This window comes from Paenibacillus sp. P3E (genome assembly GCF_001909045.1).
Taxonomy (GTDB): Bacteria; Bacillota; Bacilli; order Paenibacillales; family Paenibacillaceae; genus Paenibacillus_AQ; species Paenibacillus_AQ helianthi.
Window position 1 is genome coordinate 29,723 of record NZ_LVWH01000187.1, and the last position, 23,443, is coordinate 53,165.

Consider the following 23,443-nt stretch of genomic DNA (forward strand, 5'->3'; position numbering starts at 1 on the left):
GGCTGTTAGAAATGTTACAGACATTTACAATTAATTACTAGCATACTTATTTATTCATGATTTCTCCCAATACTGCTTCAACATGTCCTTTGACCCGGACCTTCCGCCATTCTTTGACCAGAAGGCCTTGCTCATCAATCAGAAAGGTAGAGCGCACAATACCCATAAATTCTTTGCCGTATAGTTTCTTAAGCTGCCAGACTCCGAATAATTGGCTTACCTTATGCTCCTCATCGGAGAGCAGCGGAAACGGCAGACTGTTCCTCTCGATGAACTTCGCGTGGGAAGACAGGCTGTCCGGGCTGATTCCCAGCAGAACTGCATTGCCCCGGGCAATCGGGTCCCCGGCGTCACGGAATTCGCAGGCCTCCTGGGTACAGGCAGGCGTCATATTTTTCGGATAAAAATACAGCACTACCTTGCTGCCCCGGTAATCCCGTAAGCTGATGTTCTGTCCAGTTGAAGCGGGAAGGGTGAAATCCGGCACTTCTTGTCCGACCTTAAGTTCGTTCATTTACTGTTTCACTCCTTAATAATATGGATGTATATTCCGAAATTGCTTGTATACCTAAAAGAAATTATAATGTAGAGAATGTGAATGGGAAAGGAAGAACGAAATGTCACCAAGAAAGAAACGGCACGCAAAAGCCGGTAAGTCAAAAAAGAAACCGCTGCTCTGGACTCTGGCAATCATACTTCTCCTCATTATCGGCGGGGCAATTTATTATTTTGCTGAGATCTATAATCAAATGGACAATCTGCACAAGACGGGTGAAGACTCACCGTTTGCGGCACTCCCCTCTCCTTCGGCCGATGTTATTCAGCCTCCTAAATGGGAAGGTACCGAGCCGGTCAACATCCTGCTTATGGGTGTCGATGCGCGAGGCGTGAAGAAGGGTGAAGTCCCACGCTCCGATACGATGCTGGTCGCCTCGCTTGACCCGGTCAAGAAGAAGTTTTATGTGTTCTCTATCCTCCGTGATACTTATGTTTCTATCCCTGAGCACGGCACTCAGCGTATTAATGCCGCAATCACCTACGGACCCAATACGGCAATGCAAACAGTGAGCGACCTGCTGGGCATTCCGATTCAATATTATGTCTATACCGACTTTCAGGGCTTCATCAAGCTAGTGGATGCCGTTGGCGGGATCGATTATGAGGTTGAGAAGGACATGCGCTATAAATCTAAGGCTGACGGACCCGAATATGATATTGATCTAAAAAAAGGCTTTCAGCATCTGGATGGCAACTCGGCACTACAGTATGTGCGCTTCCGTCATGACGCCACCTCCGACTTCACCCGGACGGAACGCCAGCGCGGCTTCCTTAAGGCTGTAGCAGATAAGGTGATTAGTACCACGTCCATTATTAAGCTGCCTAATATTCTGTCCCAGGTTACCCCTTATATTGATACCAACCTGGATGTGAATGACATGTGGAAACTGGCTACAGTAGGCTACAACAGCTCTATGGGCGGCAGCGTGCAGGTTCCCCCAATGGATATTATCAGGGAGAAAACAACCAAGGATGGCTCTCAGGTCATCGGCATCAGCAGCGAAGATGAGCTGAAGCAGTTCGTTCAAGACACGCTGACTGGTCCTGAGCCGTCTCCATCGCCTTCTGCTTCACCGGGCAGCAGCCCTTCGGCAAGCGCCGGGAGCAAATAAGGCACTCCATTTCAGAGATATTCGTAAATAAACCTATGCTTGGCATTAGGGCGGGCGAACAGCGGATGAATCCGGCGGTTCGCCCTTTCCCTTGTGCCACTACTATTGAAAGGATGATGAACCATGAACCGTACCACATCTGAACATTTGTATGAGGAAGCCCTGCAGCATATTGTCGGAGGCGTCAACAGTCCCTCCCGTTCCTTCAAAGCTGTAGGCGGCGGCGCTCCCGTCTTCATGAAACGTGCCGGCGGCTCCCGCTTCTGGGACGAAGACGGCAATGAATACATAGATTATCTGGCCGCCTACGGACCGATTATTACCGGACATGCCCATCCCCATATTACAGCAGCTATTACAAAAGCTGCAGAAAACGGGCTGCTGTACGGAACTCCCACGCAGCTCGAGATCAAACTGGCCAAGATGCTGAAAGAAGCCATCCCTTCGATGGACAAAGTCCGCTTCGTCAACTCTGGCACTGAGGCCGTCATGACCACAATCCGTGTCGCCCGCGCGTACACGAAGCGCAGCAAGATTGTCAAATTCGCCGGCTGCTACCACGGTCATTCTGATCTTGTTCTGGTAGCCGCTGGTTCGGGTCCATCCACTCTCGGCATTCCCGACAGCGCCGGAGTACCTGCAAGCATCGCCCAGGAGGTCATTACCGTTCCCTTCAATGATCTGGACGCACTACGCGAAGCGCTGGATAAATGGGGCAAGGATGTCGCAGCGGTCATGGTAGAGCCGATTGTCGGCAATTTCGGCATGGTTATGCCGCAGCCGGGCTTCCTCGAAGGGCTCTGCAAGCAGGCTCACGACAATGGCTCCCTCGTAATTTACGATGAAGTCATCACCGCTTTCCGTTTCCATTATGGTTCTACCCAGACCTATGCAGGACTCGATCATCATGAGGATATCATTCCTGACCTGACCGCACTGGGCAAAATTATCGGAGGCGGCCTGCCGATCGGCGCTTACGGCGGCCGCAAGCATGTCATGGAACAGGTTGCCCCGCTCGGCCCGGCCTACCAGGCCGGAACAATGGCGGGCAATCCGGCCTCAATCTCCGCAGGCATTGCCTGCCTGGAGGTGCTTGCAGCCGAAGGCGTGTATGACGAGATGGAACGGCTGGCGATCCGTTTGACGGAAGGGCTTCAGGCTTCCGCTGACCGCCATGGCATCCCGCTGACCATTAATCGGATCCGCGGCTCATTCTCCACTCATTTCTGCAGCCACCCGGTAACCAATTACGATGAAGCGCAGGATACAGACGGCGAATTGTTCGCCAGCTTCTTCCGCCACATGCTGAACCGCGGCATCAACCTGGCCCCGTCCAAGTATGAAGCCTGGTTCCTGACCACGGCTCATACCGATGCCGATATTGACCTCACTCTCGAAGCGGCAGACGCTTCGTTCCAGGCCATGGCGGCGGAGAAATAATACAGTCCTTGCAGGCAACAGCCTCAGCTGCGCTGTAGTTCCTTAAAATACAAACAGACCCACTGCGGATATAAGCGCAGTGGGCTGTTTTTTTGCGTTACCGCACAGCTAGTGAAAGTCAAACGGATTCTCCCATTTAACCTCTCCTCTCATGGGGTGCTCCTGCTGCGGCCGTAAACAAATACTCCTGCAATGGATAAGGTGATTACCAGCCGAAGGAGAAAAGCCATATTGGATGCCGCCATCGATACAACGATATAGCTGACTACAATAGCCTTCTCCGCCATGAGATGCTTTTTAAATGTCCCGTTTCGTATCCTGTACAGGAACACTCCGACAATTACGAGAGCCAGCGTCTCATTCTGAATAACCACTCTCCCGGAGGAAAGCGGTTTAAACCGGCTTATCTGTTGCTCTTCTGCTCATAAAGACTACGGATATTCACGCCTTGGGGTAGCTTAAACGGATTCTCCTGATTGATCCGGTCATAGAACATAATCCCGTCCAGATGGTCAATTTCATGTTGAACTACAATGGCCTGATAGCCCCTGAATTTCATAACGACTTCCTTGCCGCTCATATTATATCCCTTGACCTTTATGGAGTCGTATCTCGGCACAAAACCATGCACCGGGCGGTCAACGGACAGGCAGCCCTCGCTCTCCGGCAGATATACCATCGCCACCGAGTGGCTGATGATCTTGGGATTCACCCAGGCCTGCTCCACCATGTTACCCTTCTCATCCCTCAGGTACATTACGAACATCCGCTTCAGCAGTCCGATCTGGTTGGCCGACAACCCGACACCCGAACGCAGCTTGTATTTGGCGGATACTTCCGGATCCTGGCTGTTCTTTAAGAACTGCATCATGCACTGCAGCGCCTCTTGATCCTCGGCCTGCAAGGGCAGCTGTACAGGTTCAGCTACCGTGCGCAGCACGGGCCCCCCCTCTCGCACAATATCATCCATGGTAATCATATATTCTGCATTATATTTTGCACTAGACAACAACATTCATCCACCTTTATGCCGTACGGGCTGAATTTATATTTATCTTTATATTTATCTTTAGTTTATGTGTATTTATGGATTTATGAAAGCCGTCCGCAGCTTGCTGCTGTAATTCACATCGAAGCCGAGGCCGGTGGCGAGTGCGGCAAGCGGCAGATAGGTTTTATCCTCCTGGCCTACCTTTTGCAGAAACGCTGGCGTATCAACGGTTACAGCTGCCCCGTTCACCTTGATCGTTTTGGAGCCGATGGTAATCACAACGGTTCTTCCACCGTACACAATGCTCGCACTCTGGGTTTTGTTGTCCCATTTGCCGTTGGCACCCACAGCATTCAGAATATCCTTAAGCGCCAGGAAGTTCTGGCCGTTCTTCAGAATCGGCTTATTCGGCGTATTCAGCTCTACTCCCTTCACCACAATCGACATAGGTGCCGATGCGGCTGTCCAAACGGGGACGGATGGCGTACGGTACTCTCCCCAATAGGACTCGGCAAAAACCCGGGCGATGGTCTCATATCCCAGCTGGGTTGGATGAAAATCCGCTGCTCCCGCGCCAATGATATGGGTCAGCGAAGCTTCCACACCTGCGAACTTCTCCGCCACATGAGCCACTTTTACCGGAGCACCCGGCTGGTTCATGCTGGACGCTACACCCTCTGCTGCCACAGTGAACTGCTGCGCAGCGCTCATCAGCTTCAGGTAGGAGCTGCTCACGGCAATCTTAGGCGCCGGCTGATACTGATCAGCCAGCAGAATGGTGGCCTGCGGATTAACCGTGCGGATATTCTCCAGAGCTGTCTTCACATTGGTGCTGTAGCTTGCCAAAAGCTGATCCAGCTCAGCCTTGAACGCCTCTTCTGTCAGATCTTTGGCCGTAAGCAGCAGGCTGCTGACATCATTTCCGCCGATCGTCAGCGTGATCAGATCCGCCTCACCAAGCTCTGTTTTGATCTGTGGCGTGAGTGCGGCAAATTGTTGAATCCGCGGGTCCGGGAGTCCGGGCTGTATCCCGTCGGCAGTTGTAACAGCTCCATCTTTAATAGCCGCGGTATAATTCAGCAGCCCCGTAGTGGTAAGTCCCAGGATACCATAGTTGCTAAGAGCGCTTCTGCCATGATACCAGCCTTGCTCCAGCAGACGTTCCGCATATCCGTATGGCTTCACATTCGGATCGGTCATTCCCGGCTCATAGCCGGCAGTGATGGAATCCCCCAAAGCTACGATGCGAAAAACATCCGGCTCCGCCCCCTGTGTTACTGTTGCTTCAGCTGCACTAGCAGACCCCGCTCCTGCACTGATCAATAACGTGAACAGCAGCAGGCTGCTTGTGCCAGCCGTGTACACTTTTTTCCATATGTTCAGCATCGTATCCCTCCCAAATTGGTATAATTCCATTCTAACACCCAGTCCGCCTATGCAAAAGAGCGTCTTCCCGATATCGGGAAGACGCTCTGGCATGTATCTATTATTGCTTCATATCATCGGTGTCTATTAAGGCATTACCTTTCTCCGTACGCTTCAGATATTTATCATATCTGTCATCCAGCTCATGGCCGAATTTGCGGTAGCGCAGCGTTTCTTCCACAATCGGATCAAGTGTGGTCTGAATACGAATCTCATACTTGGGTGAGATCTGGCGGATTTCCTTGGCGGTCCGGTCTGTCTCCTCCATCTCGCCATCCTCCAGCATTTCACTCAGCTTGCGCTCCAGATCGTCCTTCTCGCTCATGCTTCCCGCCGCCTCCTACTTCTTATATCCCGTTGCCTTAGCTTCTTCCAGCGAACCTACAAGGAAATCATGGATTCGGCCATTGCTTGCCACCACATGACGTGTACCGATGTCATAGGGATTGCCCTGCGTATCCGTCACCTTGCCGCCGGACTCCAATACCAGAAGCACACCTGCTGCACAGTCCCACGGACTTAAGCCGACTTCCCAATAACCATCCACCCGGCCCGCTGCCACATAAGCCAGATGCAGAGCGGCAGACCCGCCTGCACGGACGCCGCGGATCTGCGGCAGAATCTGCTGCAGCCCGGCCATGTTGGCGGGCTGGGCAAAGAGACGGTCTGGAGGGAAGCCCATAGCTACCAGGCTGCTTCCCGGGTCTGCTTCAGCAGAAACGGAGGTAGGGATACCATGCATATAAGCGCCTTTGCCCTTCTCGGCGACGAACATTTCATCCCGGATAGGGTCATAGATGACCCCCACTGTCAGCTCTCCCTTGACTACCAGGGCTATCGAAACACAATAAAAGGGAAAGCCATGTACGAAGTTAGTCGTTCCGTCTATCGGGTCAACAATCCATAAATACTCATGCTTCCGCCCTTCTTCCAGGGCTGCGGTCAAAGCGTCTGCCCCAGGCAGAACGCTCTCTTCCCCGAGAATGGCATGGTCGGGATAATGGGTCAGGATCAGCCGGCGTATCATCTGTTCCACGCCTTTGTCGACTTCTGTAACCAGATCCTGGGCCGACGTCTTGCTGCCCAGCTCCTTCACATGACCCTGTCTGTTCTTGATCCATTCCCCCGCTTTGGCAGCGGCGTTGATGGCTGCAGCCGTATGCCCCTTACTGGTAACTACGTAGGGCTCGCGGTCATTCCGGTTATCAGGATTTGTAGGATTCATATCTTCACTCCGCTTTCTTGAACATAATTGTTCTCATATGTAAAGACATATGTTCGCTCTTTGGGATCAGACTTACATCCGGCAATCGGCTAGGCCAGGTGTTCCCGGCGCTGACCTTCTTCTTGCTTAAGTTTCATTCAACGTACCCTATTTCAAGGGACTTATCAAGTCATACCTTGCCCCGTTTCCCGCCTCTAGCCCCGGGTTATGCGGGGTTTATGGTTCAATATTAACGCTGGCTCCATCTAATACCTTTATTCCGTTCCCGGCTTCAGCCAGCTCCTTCAGGGCTTCCATCAGATCGAACAGCGCCCCGTCCTTGGCTTTTGCTTCAATCATCGCATCCACGGCCGGAGTATCCGCAGCGATGCGCTTCAGAAAAGCCAGAAGGGGTGCGGGCTCGACACCATCAGCATGGCTTCTAGGGTCCGAAGGGCTGCGCGGGCTGGAGACATGGATCTTCGGGGGCAGCCACTCACCGGGGAGCGTACCCCTCTGTGCCAGTGGTGTCTGCCAGGTCTTCAGAATCTCCGGCCACAGCTCCCAGGGAAGCTCGCCTTCATTATTCACCCATTGATGATGGATATCGAGAACCATCGGCAGCCCCAGCCTCCGGCTGACCTCAAGGGTCTCCGGCGCATTGAATGTCTTGTCATCATTCTCCAGTGTGATCCGCTCCTGCAATACTTGCGGCAATACCGCAAATTGCTCTACGAAGCGTGCAGCCGCCGCAGGCTTGTCCCCGTAAGCGCCGCCGATATGAATGTTGTTCTTCGCGGTGGCGGGAAGGCCCATGGCATTCAGCATATCCACATGATGCTGCAGATCGCGGATGGAGCTGGCCAGCACCTCGGGCCGGGGAGTACTCAGAACCGTAAAATGGTCGGGATGAAAAGAAACCCGCAGTCCGTGTTTTTTCACGTAGCTGCCTACTTCGGCAAAATCAGGAGTGAGTGCGGCAAAAGGATTCCAATCCTGCATGTCGGGATGTGTAGCCAGCGGAATCAGTTTGGAGGTCAAGCGGTATACCTGGATATCCGAGCCTACATTATGTTTCAGCAGGCGCAGGGTATTGTGGAGATTCCCCCGGGCGATAGTTTCCAGCCGCCGGATTCCGGCCTCCCGGTCACTCAGCTTGTTGAAGCTGGCCATGGTCATGGTTTTGGAGGGCGAGCAGTCCGGAATGACTGTGGACATAGCTACATAGCCAAACCGGACAATCATCCTTCTTCCCCAAAAAACATCTCATACGCCAGTGCCGTCTGTATCCTCGATTCTTCGTCATTCAGCTTGCGTACCAGATCCATCTCCACAGCGGTAACCTCATTGCCCTGAAAATTAATTTCCGCGATGGACGCGGAAATTTTGACAATGGCTACCGCCACATTCTCCGGTGTGTAGGCGATAACCTTCTGACCGGTCGGATACACGCGGAAGCCCTGTTTAACCATTTTGGTGCGGCCGTATTCCAGCAGCTCGTACAGCTCCTGCTCATTCTTGAACTTGCACACGGAATTGAATTCGGATTGAAATCCCATCCTGTTCCTCTCCTTCCCGGCCGGAATCACCCCGCCGCTCGCAAAATGTTATTCGTTGTCGTACTTCAGGTTCTGCTTGAAATGGTAACGCTCCAGCGCCAGCTCAATCATGCGGTCCAGCAGCGCCTGATAGGATACCCCCGTCTCGCGCCACAGTAGCGGATACATGCTGAACGGTGTGAAGCCGGGCATCGTATTCACTTCATTTATGAGAATTTTTCCGTCTGATTTGCGGAGGAAGAAGTCGGCCCGGGTAATGCCGCTGCCCTCAATGGCCCGGAAGGCCTGAATGGCGGATTCCCGCAGGCGGTCTGCAACCTCAGAGTCCACAGGTGCCGGAATCAGCATCTGCGATTTGCCGTCGGTGTATTTTGCCGCGTAATCATAATATTCACCAGAAGAGACGATTTCACCCGGAACCGAAGCCTCGGGCTCCTCATTGCCAAGCACACTGACTTCAACCTCACGCGCATCGACGAACTCTTCAATAATGACTTTGGTATCGTAACGGAACGCAAAATCGACCGCCTTGATCAGGCTTTCCTTGTCCACGGCTTTGGAAATACCCACACTGGAGCCCAGATTGGCCGGCTTGACGAATACCGGATACCCCAGCTTATCTTCCAGGCCGATGATCAGCTCATGGCTTTTGCGTTTCCATGAACTGATATTGAAATAGCAGTATTCGCACTGATCCAACCCGGCTTCACCGAACAGCTTCTTCATCACGACTTTATCCATACCTGCAGAAGATGCCAGCACGCCTGCACCGATATACGGGATATTAGCCATTTCGAACAAGCCCTGAATCGTTCCGTCCTCTCCGTTGGTACCATGCAGCAGCGGGAACATCACATCAATCACCTGGCTGCCGCCGGTCAGACCGCTGAATACTGCATTTAACGCCATGCCCATATCCCCGGCTTCGCCGCCCAGCTTCAACTGCTCAATAGCCCCAAAAGGTGCGTCCAGCACCGCTCCGACCTTCCAGAGCCCCTGCTTCGAAATATAAAAAGGAATAATCTCATATTTAGCGTAGTCAAAAGCATTCATAACCGCAAATGCCGTCTGCAGCGATACCTCGTGCTCCCCGGATTTGCCGCCGTACACCAGTCCTACGGTTAATTTTGTGTCACTCATGCCCTAACCTCTTTCTGATTTATAAGTAGTCATTAATATGAAAAAAACGGTAGGCCGTTCTGTCAGTCCATGCATAGGAATCACGATAATCCCAAAAGCGGTGCCGGCTGCTGACTGTCCGCGCATTCACCAGCGGCTGTCCCGCTGCGTCAAAAGCGGTAACAATCGTGCTGTGCTGATAATGGCCGTTGCCGTCCCAATCGTACTGGATAACATCCCCGAGCATCAGCTGATCTGCCCGTTCCACCGCCTCGGCCCGTAGTCCGCTGCTCCGGCTTGCACTTAAATAGCGCTGCAGACTGTCCGACACCGCCCAACTGAAGCTCCACCATTCCTGCGCGCCGTTATAGCCTTTGTACCACCAGCCCGTTTCTCTTTTACCAGTATAGTTGATAGGCGCCCCCCCTGCAAAGAGACATTGGGACACATAATTAGTACAGTCCACATCAAATACCTCGAACTCCGGATTGCCGTCCTTCCACCACCGGTCGGCATAAGCGGCTGCCTCTTCCCGGCGGTAGCGCACTTCTTTGCCGCTGGCAATGCTGCGGAGTATACTCTTGTTAAGCAATGGCTGCGACGGCTGGGGAACGGGGAGCACCTCGCCCCATTTGGATAGCCGAAGCAGAGGCTCCGGTCCTAGCACTTTGCGCATTGAATTCCGCTCAGGCACGCTGCGCTCCACAGCGGTAATCTCCCAGGCGCCCCCTTCACTCACAAAAGTCAGCCGCTCCGTTTCAATGACATCCTCACGGTGCGTGATGCCGCCCTTCTCGTAATAGAGTGCACTGTGCAGCGCTACATCCGCGACCACCTCGGACGGGTTCTGCCGGACCGTCCGCAATGTGCGGACGCCCGTCTCCGAACGAAGCGGTGTTATGCCCCGCCGCTGGTACCACTGCGCCAGACGCCGGGAGCGCTCTCCCTGCTCCAGCAGGAACCGCGGGTCCCTGACCGCACTGCTGCGCTGCTGGTCAACTCCCGGGGCCACACGACCTTTATTCACTTGATCTACGTACACGTAGAGGCTTTTCTTCCACTTCTGTTCCATTCCATTCCCCGCCCTTCATCCCTGTTTGGCTGCTGCTCTATGTATATGAGGAAAACCTCGCAGCTATACAGCTAGAAAAAAGAAGAAACACTTTTGGCTTATGGGATGACGGGACAACGGGCTCTCATTTACGCGATGAAGGGGGAAGGGGATCTTAAATTAGCAATCCCCTTATTTTCCAGGGGCCAAACCTCACATCCCATTGAATAATCCGGGCCTTTCTGCGGCAAAAAATACTTTACTCGCACTTATGTAACCGTTATACTTATGATACACGAAATATTGAAATGTAGTTTCATCAGATGAAACAAGGAGGCGCATATATGCCAAGCAAGGACCACTTTTCGCTGGCCCGCACCCTGGAGTCAGGCGGCAAAAGCTATCGCTACTATCATCTTAACTCCCTTGAAGAGCAAGGCGCAGGGGCTATTTCCTCCCTGCCGTTTTCCATCAAAGTATTGCTTGAGGCCGCTGTCCGCCAATATGACGGACGGGCGATTACCGAAGAACATGTGAAGCAGTTGGCGGATTGGTCTGGCGATATCGACCGCAATAAGGAAATCCCCTTCATCCCGGCCCGGATCGTGCTGCAGGATTTCACCGGCGTACCGGTGGTTGTCGATCTGGCCGCCATGCGTGACACCGTAAAGAAAGCCGGCGGCGACCCGAAAAAGATCAATCCGCTCGTACCGGTTGACCTGGTCATTGACCATTCGGTTATGGTTGATGCTTTTGGCACCGCAGACGCGCTTGAATACAATATGAACGTAGAATTCGAACGCAATGAAGAACGCTACCGGTTCCTGCGCTGGGCGCAGACCGCCTTCAACAATTTCCGCGCGGTTCCACCGGCAACCGGCATTGTGCACCAGGTTAACCTGGAGTATCTGGCCTCCGTGGCAACCACCAAGACTGTGGACGGCGAAACCGTCGTCTATCCGGACTCCCTGGTAGGCACCGATTCTCATACGACGATGATCAACGGTCTCGGTGTTGTAGGCTGGGGTGTAGGCGGCATCGAGGCGGAAGCCGGCATGCTGGGGCAGCCGCTTTATTTTGTAACACCGGATGTGGTGGGCTTCAAGCTTACCGGCAGTCTGGTAGAAGGAGCTACAGCAACCGATCTGGCGCTGACCGTCACGCAGATGCTGCGCAAAAAAGGCGTAGTCGGCAAATTTGTTGAATTCTACGGACCGGGCCTGGCCAACATCAGCCTGGCAGACCGCGCGACCGTAGCCAATATGGCTCCCGAATATGGGGCAACCATCGGTTTCTTCCCTGTGGACGAAGAGACGCTTGCCTACCTGCGCAGCACCGGCCGTCCGGATGAGCTTGTGGAGCTGGTTGGGGATTATTACAAGGCACAGGGTATGTTCCGTACCTCCGAAACGCCTGACCCGCTGTTCAGTGATTTCATTGAGCTAGACTTAGCTTCAGTGGTTCCGAGTCTTGCCGGACCGAAACGTCCGCAGGACCGGGTGGAGCTGACACACATGAAAGAAAACTTCGAAGGTATTATCCGCACTCCGGTCGACAAAGGCGGTTATGGCCTGAGCGACGAGAAAATAAACGAAGTAGTGGAAGTGCAGCATAAGAACGGCACGAGCAGCAAGCTAAGCACAGGGGCGGTTGTGATTGCAGCCATTACAAGCTGTACCAACACCTCCAACCCGAGTGTAATGCTGGGAGCCGGCCTGCTGGCCAAGAAGGCGGTAGAGCGCGGATTGACCAAACCGGGATACGTAAAAAGCAGCCTCACGCCAGGCTCGCTGGTCGTTACCGAATACCTGGAAAAGGCTAATCTGCTGAAGCCTCTGGAAGCACTGGGCTTCTATCTGGCCGGTTACGGCTGCGCCACCTGTATCGGCAACTCCGGCCCGCTGCCGGATGAAGTCAGCCAGGCGATCACAGACCATGATATGACGGTAGCTGCCGTAATATCCGGGAACCGGAACTTTGAAGGCCGCGTGCATGCACAGGTCAAAGCCAATTACCTGGCCTCCCCGCCGCTTGTCGTAGCCTATGCACTGGCAGGCACAGTTAACATTGATCTGAAAACCGAGCCGCTGGGCTATGATCCGCAAGGCGAGCCTGTCTTCCTTGCTGATATCTGGCCAACTTCTGCAGAAATCCGTGAAGCCATCGCCCTCTCCCTGAGTCCGGAGATGTTCCGCCGGAAATACGAGAATGTATTCACGGCCAATGAGCGCTGGAACTCGATTCCGGTACCGGAAGGCGAGCTGTATGAATGGGACGACAACTCAACGTACATCCAGAACCCGCCATTCTTTGAGCATCTGGCAGACGGTGTCGGTGATATCGAGAACATCCGCAATGCCCGGGTGCTTGCACTGCTTGCTGATTCCGTAACCACTGACCACATCTCGCCAGCGGGTAATATCTCCAACTCCGGTCCTGCCGGTGAATATCTGCGGAGTCATGGCGTGGACCGCGCCGACTTCAACTCCTACGGATCGCGCCGCGGGAACCATGAAGTGATGATGCGCGGCACGTTCGCAAACATCCGTATCCGCAATGCGGTTGCTCCGGGAACGGAAGGCGGAGTCACCACCTTCCTGCCAAGCGAAGAAGTGATGTCGATCTATGATGCGTCCATGCTGTACCAATCCGCAGGACAGAATCTGATCGTCATCGCCGGCAAGGAATACGGTACCGGAAGCTCCCGCGACTGGGCAGCAAAGGGCACCCTCCTGCTGGGCGTCAAAGCCGTTATCGCCGAAAGCTTCGAGCGGATTCACCGCAGCAATCTCGTCGGCATGGGCGTGCTTCCGCTGCAATTCCAGGAAGGTCATGGCTGGAGCAGCCTGGGGCTGACCGGACGCGAGACCTTCAACATCACCGGACTTGGCAACGATGTACTGCCTGGTCAAGAGCTGACTGTCACCGCTACCCGTGAAGACGGCACCCAGTTCGAATTCCCGGTCATTGCCCGTCTCGATAGTACCGTGGACATTGACTACTACCGCAATGGCGGGATTCTGCAGACCGTGCTCCGCCAGATGCTGGCCGATGCCACCACTTCAGATTCAGCGCTTCCGGTGGAATAGATCTTTCGCGGAAGACCAGCTGCCTGCGTTTCGCATGGGATGCCGGTCTTCTCCGATCACAAAACAGCCTCCAACCTCTCCCTGCGGGAGGATTGAAGGCTGTTTTGTTTTGAGAACCATTACACTTGGATGGAGGAGGCTTCCAACCTCTATATCTCAATCCGCTCCGAATTTAGAATCCTTTTATAGATAAGAGCAATAATCTGCGAGCGGTCGCTTACGTTCATTTTATCAAAGATACGGCTCAAATGGTTCTTGACGGTATGTTCGCTAATGAACAACGCCGCAGCAATATCCTTATTCGTCTTGCCGAGAATAATCAGCTCAAGCACCTCTTCTTCACGGGGCGAGATCCCCCATTCCTCCTTCGGTGACTTGAGGGACGTATTATTGAGGAGCTTAACAGGCGAGACTGGCTGCATATGACGCTGTTCCCCGGACCGGCTGAGCAGAAAGGACTGAAACGCCACCCGCGGCTCCGCATCAATTACTGCTTTTACATTGATGTCCAAATGAAATCTTGAAGAAACGATCCCTTTCTCCCGATTGTCTTTCAGCGTCTCTGCCTGCTCCTGTTTGCCTGCATGATGCAGCACAAGCGCCAGCAACTGGGCCTCAAAGGACAGCATGGGTTTCTCAATTTCAAAATAAAAAGCGGACAATTGATCTACCTGGTTCAGCAGCGATACTTCTTGAATGTAGAAATCATATTCCATTAGTACCTCCAGCGGAAAAGGCGCCAGCTTACAAGCAAGTTTCAGCCGCTCGGACTCTTTCTCTGGCAGGCCTGCATAACGGGCAAAATCATAAGCCATATTTGAGGCTTCCAGTGAAATGCGCTGCAGCTCCGGATGATGATATTGCAGATTTTGGAGGAGGTTATTCAAAAAGGTCTCCGCTTGCTTTGCATATCTGCTGTCCTTCTCCAGAAGACGGATAGCCGTCGTAGCCAGAGTGGCAATACACTCCATAAAGGCCCGCCATTCCTGCGCTTCAATTCGTTTGCGGAATCCGATGGACAATATCCCTTTGTATACATTTTCCGCGATTAACGGGCATTCCAGCAAGAACCGTTCGCCTGAGGTCTCATGGATGACAGAGCCCGAGAGAAAAGCTTGGGGGGAATACCGCATCTTCAGATCCTTCACGTAGAACGGCTCTTCTGCTTCCGGCCAGCCTCTGGCGTAATATGTACTCTGATCAGCTGTTGGGTTCTGAAAAAAGACAAGGACAGATGCAGGGGAAAAGGGCATGCTCATTACAGTATCAATCAGTTGGCTGCCGAGCTCCTTATGGGAGGCTGCCAGCGGCAGCAGCCGCACAGCTTCTTTAAGAATGAGGGTTCCTTCTTTGCGCAGCTCTTCCCGTCGTATCAGCTTCTGCCCTCTATCGGAAATCCCCAGTAATGAGGCTACACACTGCTCCTGAGGGTCGTAGTTCTGTATATGTTCACTTTTACCGAAGCCAACGGTCAGCAGAAGCGCTCTTCTGCCGCCATAGATCATAGCAGGGTAGCAGGATAAATATTCCGGCTGCGGAAGACCGCGCTGCGTGAAGAACAGTGACCTCGGGTCTATCGCGCTCGTTCTCCAGTGCCGTGGCTCCTTGCCTAATGCAGCCTGTCCCAGGAATCCGTCGCCTTGCTGGAATGCGGCATTCATTAGCTGGTCCGATCCTTTGCCGGCGGCATACTTCACCTGAAATTCTCCAGCCTCATTCTCTTTGGCAAAAGCATATAAATCCCCTGCCGAAGGAGTGGCCGCCAATTGTTGCAGCACCTCTTCAACCTTGAGATAACCCTTTTCCAGATTCATTAAGAGCCCGGAGATCATATCTCCAAAGCCTTGTGTGGCAGAGGAGGCACCCGCACAACCGGACAACAACTTGCTTAGGATGCGGCCAAGCACGGCGATCTTGTCCCGTACTTCAGCAATACGCTCCCGGCTGAGCTCAGGCAGGGCAAGCAGCTCCTTACATAAATGCTCATAGACCGGGTGATTCTTCATTTTCGCTTCAAAAGCAGGCATTACCAGCGCTTTGGTGCCCTCTTGCATGTAGATGCCCGACCATAAATAATAGACCTGTCCATAACCGGGGAACAGCGGGATGATGGCATATTTCAATCCGGGAATCCATTCCTCCAGAATTACAGGATGCGACAAAGGACCCAATCTCCGCAGGGTAGGCTTGAAAGGGTTGTCTATATTCTGGAGTGAAGTCAAAATGACCTCATAAAACATTCCTGGAGCTACCGGACGAGTAAAGACGTTGCCCTCCTGATCTGTTAGTACGATAGCCTGCCCAGTAATCCTGCTGAATGATTCCTGGAGCTGCTCCATCTCCTCCATTAATGAATCGGGTACTACAGTTGCCATCCTATCACCCCATGCCCCGGAATTAACCACAATATCCTATAGATAATGACTGTACAATTACCTTCACTTACTAATTACCCCCTAAATCGACTATATAACGGAACTTGGGTGCTTTAACCCATCATCAGACCCATTTCAGCAGCTTTTTCGGCCAAAATCACGGCATAATCCTCCAGCGTCTCGCGGGAAAGGCGGCTGACGGGTCCCGACAGGGAGAGCGCAGCGACCACATTCCCCGCCCTTCCGGTAATGGGCACCGCTACCGCTGCTGCACCCGGCTCCCGTTCCTCGAAGCTTGTTGCATAACCCCGGCGTGTAATTTCCTGCAATTGCTCTAAATACGTACTTCTATCCACAGCCTCCGGCCAGTTCGGGTCGGCCAGCAGGCGGGCCTGTACCTCATGCGGAGCGTAGGCTGCAAGCACCTTGCTCGAAGCACCGACCGAGAGCGGGAGTCTCGCACCAATCTGTGCGACCCGGCGGATCGCCTGCCTGCTCTGCACCGCCTGGATGCGCACACGTTCCAGATCGTCGCGCAGATACAGGCTGACCGTCTCTCCCAGCGAGTCGCGCAGCTTCTCCATGGCTGGAAGCAGCAGCGCCGCCGGTTCATCCAATGTCGGCAGATGCGTGGACAGCTCCCAGATGCGGATGCCCAGGCGGTACTTTTCCGTGGCTTCAATACGCAGAAGAAATCCCTTATCCTCAAGCGTAGTCAGCAGCCGGTGCACTGTGCTTTTGTGCAGGCTGATTCTGGAGGCAATTTCCGTCAGACTCAGATCACTTTCCTGTGTAAAGCACAGCAATATATCCAACGCACGTTCTACCGCGCGTACAGTCAGCTTTCGGTCTTCCACAGCACTCTCTCCTTCAACTGTTTCACCAAATGAAACCCGGTTACATTATTTAAGATATCCATTCTATCTTAGAGCAAATGCCCCGGGAAAGTCCAGCAGTTTCAGTGAGCGGAAAAGTCTGGGCGGCACTTTACAGTTAGATTACAAAAGCGGCGAATTCATTGACTTTGTAAGGTCATAATCATACGATTAAATATATGAATTATATAGCCTGCAGCAGAGAATGAACAGCACAATTTCTCACCGCACATTCTTTTTTTTCGTTGCAAATTACGGACCATTATAGGAGGGGACCTCATGGACTTAGCAACTACACGTACCGGCACACCGGTCTCCCGTATGCCGGGTGAGCGCACACCAAGTGCTGCACCCAAGCTTTCTTTGCGGATGATTCGCGTTAAACATATTGTCGTTGCTTTGCTTTTGTCCGTTTTTTTCTTTTTTGTCTTCTGTTTCATCGCCTTGCATGGCTATATCGCCTGGGTGCTGTCCAACCCGACCGTAGCCCCGCTCTACTCCAATCCTTCATTGGCCAAGGGACTGGATTATAAGGATATCACCTTTCCGGCGCTGGATGGCAGCCGCATGATGCAAGGCTGGTACATTCCGTCGAAGGGCTCGACCAAGACTATTGTGTTCAGTCATGGATATGGTGCCAACCGCGAGGAAACCTGGGTACCGATGTACGATCTGGCACACTATGCGCACAGCCTGAATTTCAACGTTGTCATGTTCGACTACGGTTTCGCTTCCAAGACCAACAAGGATATCGCCACCGGCGGCAAAAAAGAATCCAAGCAGCTCCTTGGAGCCATAAAGTACGCCAAGGAGCATGGCGCCAAAGAGATTGTAGTCTGGGGCTTCTCGATGGGAGCTGGTACCGCGCTTCAGGCAGGACTCGTCACCAAGGATGTCGATGCCATGATTCTGGACAGCACCTTCCTGCTTGAGCCGGATACGCTGTACCATAACATCAAGCACAATATCGACCTCCCCCGCCAGCCCTCTCTGGAGATTATGGAGCTGTTATTCCCAGTGCTGAACGGTACAGGATTGAATCAAATCCCCTATTCCAAGGTCAAGGCAGAGGATTACCCGTTCCCTACACTGTTCCTGCATGGCACCAAAGATGACAAGGCGCCGTATCCGATTGCTGAAGAACTTGCGGCGAACCAAAGCAACCCTTACTCAGATTCCTGGATCGTGCAGGACAGCCATCATGAGCTGCTGTTCCGTGAGCACCCCCGTGAATATCTGCGGCGTGTGTCCGCTTTTCTGGGCAACGTGCAGCTGGCCAAAGCCCAGTAGAACAGACGTATATGTTTCACCGTGTCGTAACATTTAAGCAGGTTCTGAAACGGCTCAATCGCCTTTTCGTGAACCTGTTTTTTATATGCGCGAAGCTGAATCTTAATTCTGTTCATCATAAGGAATTCTGAGTAAAACTTGAGTTCCTTCTCCGAGGATGCTGTTAATCGTAAGTCCATACTGTTCGCCGTACATTACAACTGCCCGGTCATTTACATTTTTAAGTCCGTATCCTTTAGATTGAGATTTAAGCAATAGAGCAAGCCGCTCCTGCTCTACTCCGATTCCATTGTCAGTTATCAGAAAAACTATACTTTGACCATCTTTTTGGCCTGAGAGATGAATGATTCCACCACCGTCTTCCCGGTTTTCAATTCCATGAATGATCGCATTTTCGATTAAAGGCTGGAGCATTAAATTGGGCATACGGCAGGAAAGAATGGAGTCATCAATCTGATAATCTATCTCGAAACTGTTGCTGTGCATAATCAACTGGATATTAATATAGGACTGAACATTAAGAATTTCGTCTGAAACCAATATCAGATTCTCGCCCTTATTGAGCGTAGTACGGTAAAAGGTAGATAATAGCTGTGCCATTTCACTAATATCCGTCGCATGTATTCGAAGCGCTCTCCAATTTATTAATGACAGGGAATTGTATAGAAAATGAGGATTGATTTGCGCCTGCAGAGCTTTCATTTCGTATTCCTTGCGTGCAATTTCTCCCACATACACAGTATCAATTAGCGTCTTGGTCCTTCCTAACATACTTCCAAACCCTCGGATCAGATCTCCAATTTCATCTTTAGAATCGCTAAAAACTTTAATCTCTAAATTCCCTTCTCCTATAAGTTTCATATTTTTGTGCAGGCGGTGAATAGGCAGCATAATTTTCCGGGAAAAGAGTGTGCCAGCTACAACGACAGCAGCGATGCAGGCGGCAATCATCAACAGGACAGTCAAAGCAATCCACCATGCAGAGTTGGTAATCAGGCTTGTCGGCTTATACAAATATACTTTCCAGCCTGTAATCGGGATCGAAGATTGAAGGACGGTGTAGTTCTTACCACTCCAATGAAACTCATCAGCTGTCTTATCGGAAATGGGGATAACTGAATTTTTACGGTCAGCTCCCGAGGAATAAATAGAATCTCCATTGGAGTCCATTATCATTATCTCCGCTCCATGGGATTCGAGGGGTTCAAACGTTTTAAACAGTGCATCATAGTCTACCAGTGCAAACAGAATATTATCTTTGGGATTTTCCTGTTTTGTGCTGAGGAGACGCCGGGCACTATATACACTTTTCCCGCTGGAAAACCAAAGAACATCAACCGACTTCATTACAGGCGGGTACCATGAGGCTTCTTTGATTTCATCGATAGGTCTTACTGTGTTTCCATGTGGAGGCAGATTAGTTCCGGTATACAGGATAATTTGTTCTACCCCGGTGTTTAAGTAACGCGCTGTAAAGAAATTCTGATCGATTACGTTATTTAACTGGTCATACATTTCATACGCACTGGTATATGTGGTGTTGGCGGCATTCAAAATCTCCTGGTTGAAGCTCAGAAAGTTCATTACTTTATTGTAGACATCCATCTGGTTGTTTACAGACAGGACGCTTTGTTTTAACGTGGCATTCAGATCGGCTTTTGACTGCTGCACTAAGAGCGATCTGGTTTCTGAGAAGCAAAAACTTCCGAGAACAATAACAGGAATCATGCTGACCAGTAAAAATGAAAGCTTTATTTTTGTTTGAAATCTAAAGTCTCCGATTTTCTGTTTAAGGGCCTTCCACGTTTGCATGCCGTTCCTCCCGGGCTGGGGTTATTTCTGATTGTACTGCCGGAATTTCTCAGGTGTCTGCCCAAAAAAATCTCTAAAATTCTGACAGAAATAAGAAACGTTTTGAAACCCCACTGTATAACAAATATCTGAAACCTTAAGATGTGTTTGCTGCAGCATGTCCTTCGCTATATTCATACGGACATTTTTAATATACTTGTTCAATCCGCATCCCGTATTTTTTTTGAAAATGGAGCTTAAATAATGGGGTGATAAATGTATCTTTGCAGCAAGAAGATCCAAACTCAAATCCTCGCCATAATGATCCTCGATGTACTGCTTTACGGCGGCAATATCCCGGTTTAAAAATTCGGAACTGTTATCCTCCTGATCAAGAAGAGCAATCCCGGCAATTATAATCTCTTTTATTTCCTTTAATTCTTCGGACTTATATATTTTTTCGATTCCATAGCTCAATTCAATTTCAGATACAGGTGCAGAATAGGTCATAATCTCCTGATACAAAGAAGAGAACATATACTTGACATATAATTGTGAAAACTGAGCCTGATTCGCATATTTTTGATACAAAAGATCTGTATTTGCTCTAAGACTGAAAATGTCCCTTTCCTTCAAATTATTTCTGATGTGATTTAAAAGATCGCCATCTGATAACCCGGGAAGCATGTCATTAGAAAAGTAAAAATCTTTCTTCACTTCACATACAAAAAAATCCGGTGAGAAGAACCGGTATTCCATCAGTTGATCTAATCGAATCAAAGCGGCGGAAAGATCCTCCAGCACCGTGATTTCATCATTGATAGCGAGGTAGCAATGTACTTTGTAGTTATCTAGTATACTATCATGCAAAAACGTGCCTAAATCATGGAAAGAACCAGGGGAACCTACCGGCAGATGGGGAAATAACAGCAAGCTCTGACAGCCATTCAAATTCACATAATCAACAGGGTCCTTCAGTAAAGACAAGATAAACTCCTCAAACTCCGGTCCGGCATTTTCAAAAAAGTTCTTGTCAAATTCCAGCAAAAACATTCCATGATAATGATCCGGAAGCTCGAAGGATATCTCCTTCATCGAAGAAGGTATTCCCAGGCCGTTAACAAGATTAAAAAGCACATGCTTTTTGACATATTCAAGTTTAATTTGCGAAGCGATGTTTTCCTGTTTCTGATCTGTTAGCTGAGCAATTACTTTTTGCATGGTATGCTGGAAAGCTTCAACATTGATCGGCTTGAGAAGATATTCAGAAACACCAAGGGAGATGGCGGTTTTTGCATATTCAAATTCAGCGAACCCGCTGAAAAGAATAACTTTTAATTTGGGGTTAAGATTTAAAGCTTCTGTGGTAAGCTGCAAGCCATCCATCAAGGGCATCCGAACATCAGTAAAAAGGATATCAACAGGATTTTGCTCCAGATACTCGAGAGCCTTTCGGCCGTTCTCCGCCATCTCTATATGGAGGACAAACCCCAGTTCATCAATGAGAAATTCAATGCCTTCCCGTTCTTCCCTTTGGTCATCTGCTATTAGTATCGTTAACATCCCGGACGCCCTCTCCATACGCAGTAATCCATTTGTGTCCCTAATCATGTATAGTGTACCATGTTTTAATTGAGCTTTTCAGCAAGCAAAACGCTTTGCTTCAAGTATGTTATTTATTTGTGTAAAACGTAATTTATTTGTATTTACGCTCAAAAGTAAAGGGCTCTACAATAAAGAAGCCAAATTAATTCTGGTTTCAAAGCAAGCCGGCGCTTTGAATCCGTTATCTCTAGCCTATTGACTCAACGTATTTATTTAAGGGGGTTCTTATATGTCATCCAAGCTCACAAAGTCTTGCACTATTTTATTGACAGCGCTTTTAGCCGTGTCAGTCGCAGGCTGCCAAAGTTCCAATAATTCCAATGACTCGGCTAAAAACCCTGCGGCAAATTCAAATGATCCCGCGTGGAAGAAAGCCCAGACGACTCCTTTTACCCCGTATCCTGAAACCGTTACCTACACCATAGGACAGGTGGCCTCCAACTTCTCTGCGCTTGCGGGAACGCCGTATGAAAAGGATAATGCAACCGATAATGTGTGGACCAGATATATCAAAGAAAAACTCAACGTGCAAAACAAAGTTGCATTTGAAGCAAATGACGGCACGGACTATAATCAAAAGGTTTCAATGGCCATTGTAGGCGGTACGATTCCTGATATCATGGTTGTCCCTGACCTCTCTACTCTGCAGCAGCTTTATGAAAACGATCTTATTGCGGATATGACAGATGCTTATAATCAATGCGCCAGCGACCAAATTAAGGAGATTTACGACTCCTATAAGGGCCGTGTTCTGGATACCGCAAGGTTTGACGGAAAACTGATGGCGCTGCCGACTACGGAAATTTCACACGGCCCAGGGGTCCTCTGGCTGCGCAAAGACTGGATGGATAAACTGGGACTCGCAGATCCCAAAACGATGGATGATGTGGAGAATATCATCACCCAGTTCGTTAAAAAAGACCCTGGCGGCAATGGAGCGGGAAACACGGTTGGTCTTGTGGTCGACAATGAAAATACCGCTGGTGTTTCCGGCGGCCAGTATGAATTGAACAACATCTTTACGTTGTATGGCGCATTCCCGAAACAATGGATGGATGATGGGAGCGGCAAGGCAGTGTATGGTTCCGTACAGCCCCAAATGAAGCCGGCCCTTGCAAAGCTGGCGGATATGTACAAAAAAGGCTTGATCGACCGGCAGTTTGCCGTACGCACATCCGACGACCGGAAGGCGCTGCTTACCGGCGGAAAAAGCGGATCGTTCATGGACAATTGGTGGGGAAGCTGGACGGTAGCGGATTCGATTAAGCTGAATCCAAATGCCAAGTGGGCTTCTTATGTGGCTCCGCAGTCGGAGGATGGTTCAGTTACGATGTTCACCGGCAACCCTTCAAGCAGTTACCTTGTGGTCCGGAAAGGGTTCGAGCATCCGGAAGCCGCTATAAAGATCGCCAGCCTTCAGTTTGATTATCAGCGTTATCAGGAAAAAGATGCAGCGGTCCTAAAGAAATTTGAGGACTATGCCAGCTATAACGTCGGGGGATCTCCGATTGCTATAAATATCGATTACTATGATGCATTTTACCGTAATGTCGGGATTATGGAAGAAGCGCTGAAGACAGGGGATAGCAGCAAACTGCTCACCAGCAACGATATAAACGCCTACCGCTCATACAAGAAGTATCTGGATAACATAAAAAATGGGGAGAAACTGGATTCGAATGGATGGGCCGGATATACCTCGAGCATCACGACGGCCAACCTGGTCAAGAATTCAAAGATCAAGGAAGTTAACCCTGTATTTTTCGGAACAACACCTTCCATGGCACTGAAGTGGCCGACACTGACGAAGATGGAGCTGGAAATGTTTTTGAAGATCATTACCGGTGAGCAATCTCCTGACGCTTTTGATAGCTTTGTCAGCAGTTGGAAAAAAACAGGCGGCGATACGATTACGAACGAAGTCAATAAAGAAATCACCTCCAAATGATAGAAAGAGAT

19 protein-coding genes are annotated in these 23,443 nt (G+C 50.7%); 5 read left to right on the forward strand and 14 right to left on the reverse strand.

The genetic code is table 11. The features are described from left to right. Positions 1–46 precede the first annotated feature (46 nt). The gene (gene bcp, locus A3842_RS21590) at positions 47–514 is read right to left on the reverse strand and encodes a thioredoxin-dependent thiol peroxidase (RefSeq protein WP_074086847.1); all 468 of its coding nucleotides are present in this window, start codon (positions 512–514) and stop codon (positions 47–49) included. A gap of 103 nt (positions 515–617) precedes the next feature. On the opposite strand from bcp, the gene A3842_RS21595 reads away from it, so the two are divergent. Then, a complete protein-coding gene (locus A3842_RS21595) occupies positions 618–1,670 on the forward strand; it encodes an LCP family protein (protein WP_074102699.1) in 1,053 nt (350 codons plus the stop codon). 123 nt (positions 1,671–1,793) lie between these two features. Next, positions 1,794–3,110 carry a glutamate-1-semialdehyde 2,1-aminomutase gene (locus A3842_RS21600; protein WP_074086845.1) on the forward strand — a complete coding sequence of 439 codons (1,317 nt, stop codon included), beginning with the start codon at positions 1,794–1,796 and terminating at the stop codon, positions 3,108–3,110. Between the two features lie 149 nt (positions 3,111–3,259). On the opposite strand, the gene A3842_RS21605 is transcribed toward A3842_RS21600, so the two are convergent. The 9 genes from A3842_RS21605 to A3842_RS21645 form a co-directional block, all read right to left on the reverse strand. Next, positions 3,260–3,484: a hypothetical protein gene (locus A3842_RS21605; protein ID WP_074102700.1), complete on the reverse strand. Its 225-nt coding sequence runs from the start codon at positions 3,482–3,484 to the stop codon at positions 3,260–3,262. A gap of 29 nt (positions 3,485–3,513) precedes the next feature. Then, positions 3,514–4,089 carry a peptide deformylase gene (gene def, locus A3842_RS21610; protein WP_256701805.1) on the reverse strand — a complete coding sequence of 192 codons (576 nt, stop codon included), beginning with the start codon at positions 4,087–4,089 and terminating at the stop codon, positions 3,514–3,516. 105 nt (positions 4,090–4,194) lie between these two features. Beyond that, positions 4,195–5,487, reverse strand: coding sequence for a stalk domain-containing protein (locus A3842_RS21615; protein ID WP_074102702.1), 1,293 nt, complete (start codon positions 5,485–5,487; stop codon positions 4,195–4,197). Positions 5,488–5,587: 100 nt separating this feature from the next. After that, complete coding sequence (locus A3842_RS21620; protein WP_074086841.1) at positions 5,588–5,851, reverse strand: hypothetical protein; 264 nt, start codon at positions 5,849–5,851, stop codon at positions 5,588–5,590. A gap of 15 nt (positions 5,852–5,866) precedes the next feature. Beyond that, positions 5,867–6,751 (reverse strand): inositol monophosphatase family protein, encoded by an 885-nt coding sequence (locus tag A3842_RS21625; protein ID WP_074102703.1) that lies wholly within the window; start codon positions 6,749–6,751, stop codon positions 5,867–5,869. Positions 6,752–6,967: 216 nt separating this feature from the next. After that, positions 6,968–7,975, reverse strand: coding sequence for a UV DNA damage repair endonuclease UvsE (gene uvsE, locus A3842_RS21630; RefSeq protein WP_074102704.1), 1,008 nt, complete (start codon positions 7,973–7,975; stop codon positions 6,968–6,970). After that, on the reverse strand, positions 7,972–8,289 hold the full coding sequence (locus tag A3842_RS21635; RefSeq protein WP_074086838.1) for a hypothetical protein: 318 nt from the start codon (positions 8,287–8,289) through the stop codon (positions 7,972–7,974). Before A3842_RS21635 ends, uvsE begins: the two co-directional genes overlap by 4 nt. A gap of 48 nt (positions 8,290–8,337) precedes the next feature. Next, positions 8,338–9,429, reverse strand: coding sequence for a D-alanine--D-alanine ligase (locus tag A3842_RS21640; protein ID WP_074102705.1), 1,092 nt, complete (start codon positions 9,427–9,429; stop codon positions 8,338–8,340). Between the two features lie 19 nt (positions 9,430–9,448). Then, positions 9,449–10,480 carry an amidase domain-containing protein gene (locus A3842_RS21645; protein WP_074102706.1) on the reverse strand — a complete coding sequence of 344 codons (1,032 nt, stop codon included), beginning with the start codon at positions 10,478–10,480 and terminating at the stop codon, positions 9,449–9,451. A 323-nt stretch (positions 10,481–10,803) separates the two neighbouring features. On the opposite strand from A3842_RS21645, the gene acnA reads away from it, so the two are divergent. Further along, a complete protein-coding gene (acnA, locus tag A3842_RS21650; protein WP_074086835.1) occupies positions 10,804–13,548 on the forward strand; it encodes an aconitate hydratase AcnA in 2,745 nt (914 codons plus the stop codon). 149 nt (positions 13,549–13,697) lie between these two features. Here the strand turns inward: acnA and A3842_RS33600 are convergent, their stop codons facing one another. Together A3842_RS33600 and A3842_RS21660 are read right to left on the reverse strand one after the other, a co-directional pair. Further along, positions 13,698–15,923: a helix-turn-helix transcriptional regulator gene (locus tag A3842_RS33600; protein ID WP_074102707.1), complete on the reverse strand. Its 2,226-nt coding sequence runs from the start codon at positions 15,921–15,923 to the stop codon at positions 13,698–13,700. 113 nt (positions 15,924–16,036) lie between these two features. Then, positions 16,037–16,780 (reverse strand): IclR family transcriptional regulator, encoded by a 744-nt coding sequence (locus tag A3842_RS21660; RefSeq protein ID WP_074086833.1) that lies wholly within the window; start codon positions 16,778–16,780, stop codon positions 16,037–16,039. A 339-nt stretch (positions 16,781–17,119) separates the two neighbouring features. On the opposite strand from A3842_RS21660, the gene A3842_RS21665 reads away from it, so the two are divergent. After that, the gene (locus tag A3842_RS21665) at positions 17,120–18,088 is read left to right on the forward strand and encodes an alpha/beta hydrolase (protein ID WP_074086897.1); all 969 of its coding nucleotides are present in this window, start codon (positions 17,120–17,122) and stop codon (positions 18,086–18,088) included. 102 nt (positions 18,089–18,190) lie between these two features. Here A3842_RS21665 and A3842_RS21670 read toward each other — a convergent pair whose 3' ends face one another. Further along, positions 18,191–19,900 (reverse strand): sensor histidine kinase, encoded by a 1,710-nt coding sequence (locus A3842_RS21670; protein ID WP_074102708.1) that lies wholly within the window; start codon positions 19,898–19,900, stop codon positions 18,191–18,193. 21 nt (positions 19,901–19,921) lie between these two features. Then, a complete protein-coding gene (locus A3842_RS21675; RefSeq protein ID WP_074102709.1) occupies positions 19,922–21,442 on the reverse strand; it encodes a response regulator transcription factor in 1,521 nt (506 codons plus the stop codon). A gap of 271 nt (positions 21,443–21,713) precedes the next feature. On the opposite strand from A3842_RS21675, the gene A3842_RS21680 reads away from it, so the two are divergent. Beyond that, on the forward strand, positions 21,714–23,432 hold the full coding sequence (locus A3842_RS21680) for a type 2 periplasmic-binding domain-containing protein (protein ID WP_074102710.1): 1,719 nt from the start codon (positions 21,714–21,716) through the stop codon (positions 23,430–23,432). The last annotated feature ends 11 nt before the right edge of the window (positions 23,433–23,443 follow it).

What these genes read in the sequence shown, in the direction of transcription:
- def (WP_256701805.1), bottom strand. Translation starts at nt 4,089, where the DNA reads ATGATTACCATGGATGATATTGTGCGAGAGGGGGGGCCCGTGCTGCGC.
- A3842_RS21665 (WP_074086897.1), top strand. Translation starts at nt 17,120, where the DNA reads ATGCCGGGTGAGCGCACACCAAGTGCTGCACCCAAGCTTTCTTTGCGG.
- A3842_RS21635 (WP_074086838.1), bottom strand. Translation starts at nt 8,289, where the DNA reads ATGGGATTTCAATCCGAATTCAATTCCGTGTGCAAGTTCAAGAATGAG.
- bcp (WP_074086847.1), bottom strand. Translation starts at nt 514, where the DNA reads ATGAACGAACTTAAGGTCGGACAAGAAGTGCCGGATTTCACCCTTCCC.
- uvsE (WP_074102704.1), bottom strand. Translation starts at nt 7,975, where the DNA reads ATGATTGTCCGGTTTGGCTATGTAGCTATGTCCACAGTCATTCCGGAC.
- A3842_RS21595 (WP_074102699.1), top strand. Translation starts at nt 618, where the DNA reads ATGTCACCAAGAAAGAAACGGCACGCAAAAGCCGGTAAGTCAAAAAAG.
- A3842_RS21680 (WP_074102710.1), top strand. Translation starts at nt 21,714, where the DNA reads ATGTCATCCAAGCTCACAAAGTCTTGCACTATTTTATTGACAGCGCTT.
- A3842_RS21675 (WP_074102709.1), bottom strand. Translation starts at nt 21,442, where the DNA reads ATGTTAACGATACTAATAGCAGATGACCAAAGGGAAGAACGGGAAGGC.
- A3842_RS21620 (WP_074086841.1), bottom strand. Translation starts at nt 5,851, where the DNA reads ATGAGCGAGAAGGACGATCTGGAGCGCAAGCTGAGTGAAATGCTGGAG.
- A3842_RS21670 (WP_074102708.1), bottom strand. Translation starts at nt 19,900, where the DNA reads ATGCAAACGTGGAAGGCCCTTAAACAGAAAATCGGAGACTTTAGATTT.
- acnA (WP_074086835.1), top strand. Translation starts at nt 10,804, where the DNA reads ATGCCAAGCAAGGACCACTTTTCGCTGGCCCGCACCCTGGAGTCAGGC.
- A3842_RS21645 (WP_074102706.1), bottom strand. Translation starts at nt 10,480, where the DNA reads ATGGAACAGAAGTGGAAGAAAAGCCTCTACGTGTACGTAGATCAAGTG.
- A3842_RS21625 (WP_074102703.1), bottom strand. Translation starts at nt 6,751, where the DNA reads ATGAATCCTACAAATCCTGATAACCGGAATGACCGCGAGCCCTACGTA.
- A3842_RS21640 (WP_074102705.1), bottom strand. Translation starts at nt 9,429, where the DNA reads ATGAGTGACACAAAATTAACCGTAGGACTGGTGTACGGCGGCAAATCC.
- A3842_RS21600 (WP_074086845.1), top strand. Translation starts at nt 1,794, where the DNA reads ATGAACCGTACCACATCTGAACATTTGTATGAGGAAGCCCTGCAGCAT.
- A3842_RS21615 (WP_074102702.1), bottom strand. Translation starts at nt 5,487, where the DNA reads ATGCTGAACATATGGAAAAAAGTGTACACGGCTGGCACAAGCAGCCTG.
- A3842_RS33600 (WP_074102707.1), bottom strand. Translation starts at nt 15,923, where the DNA reads ATGGCAACTGTAGTACCCGATTCATTAATGGAGGAGATGGAGCAGCTC.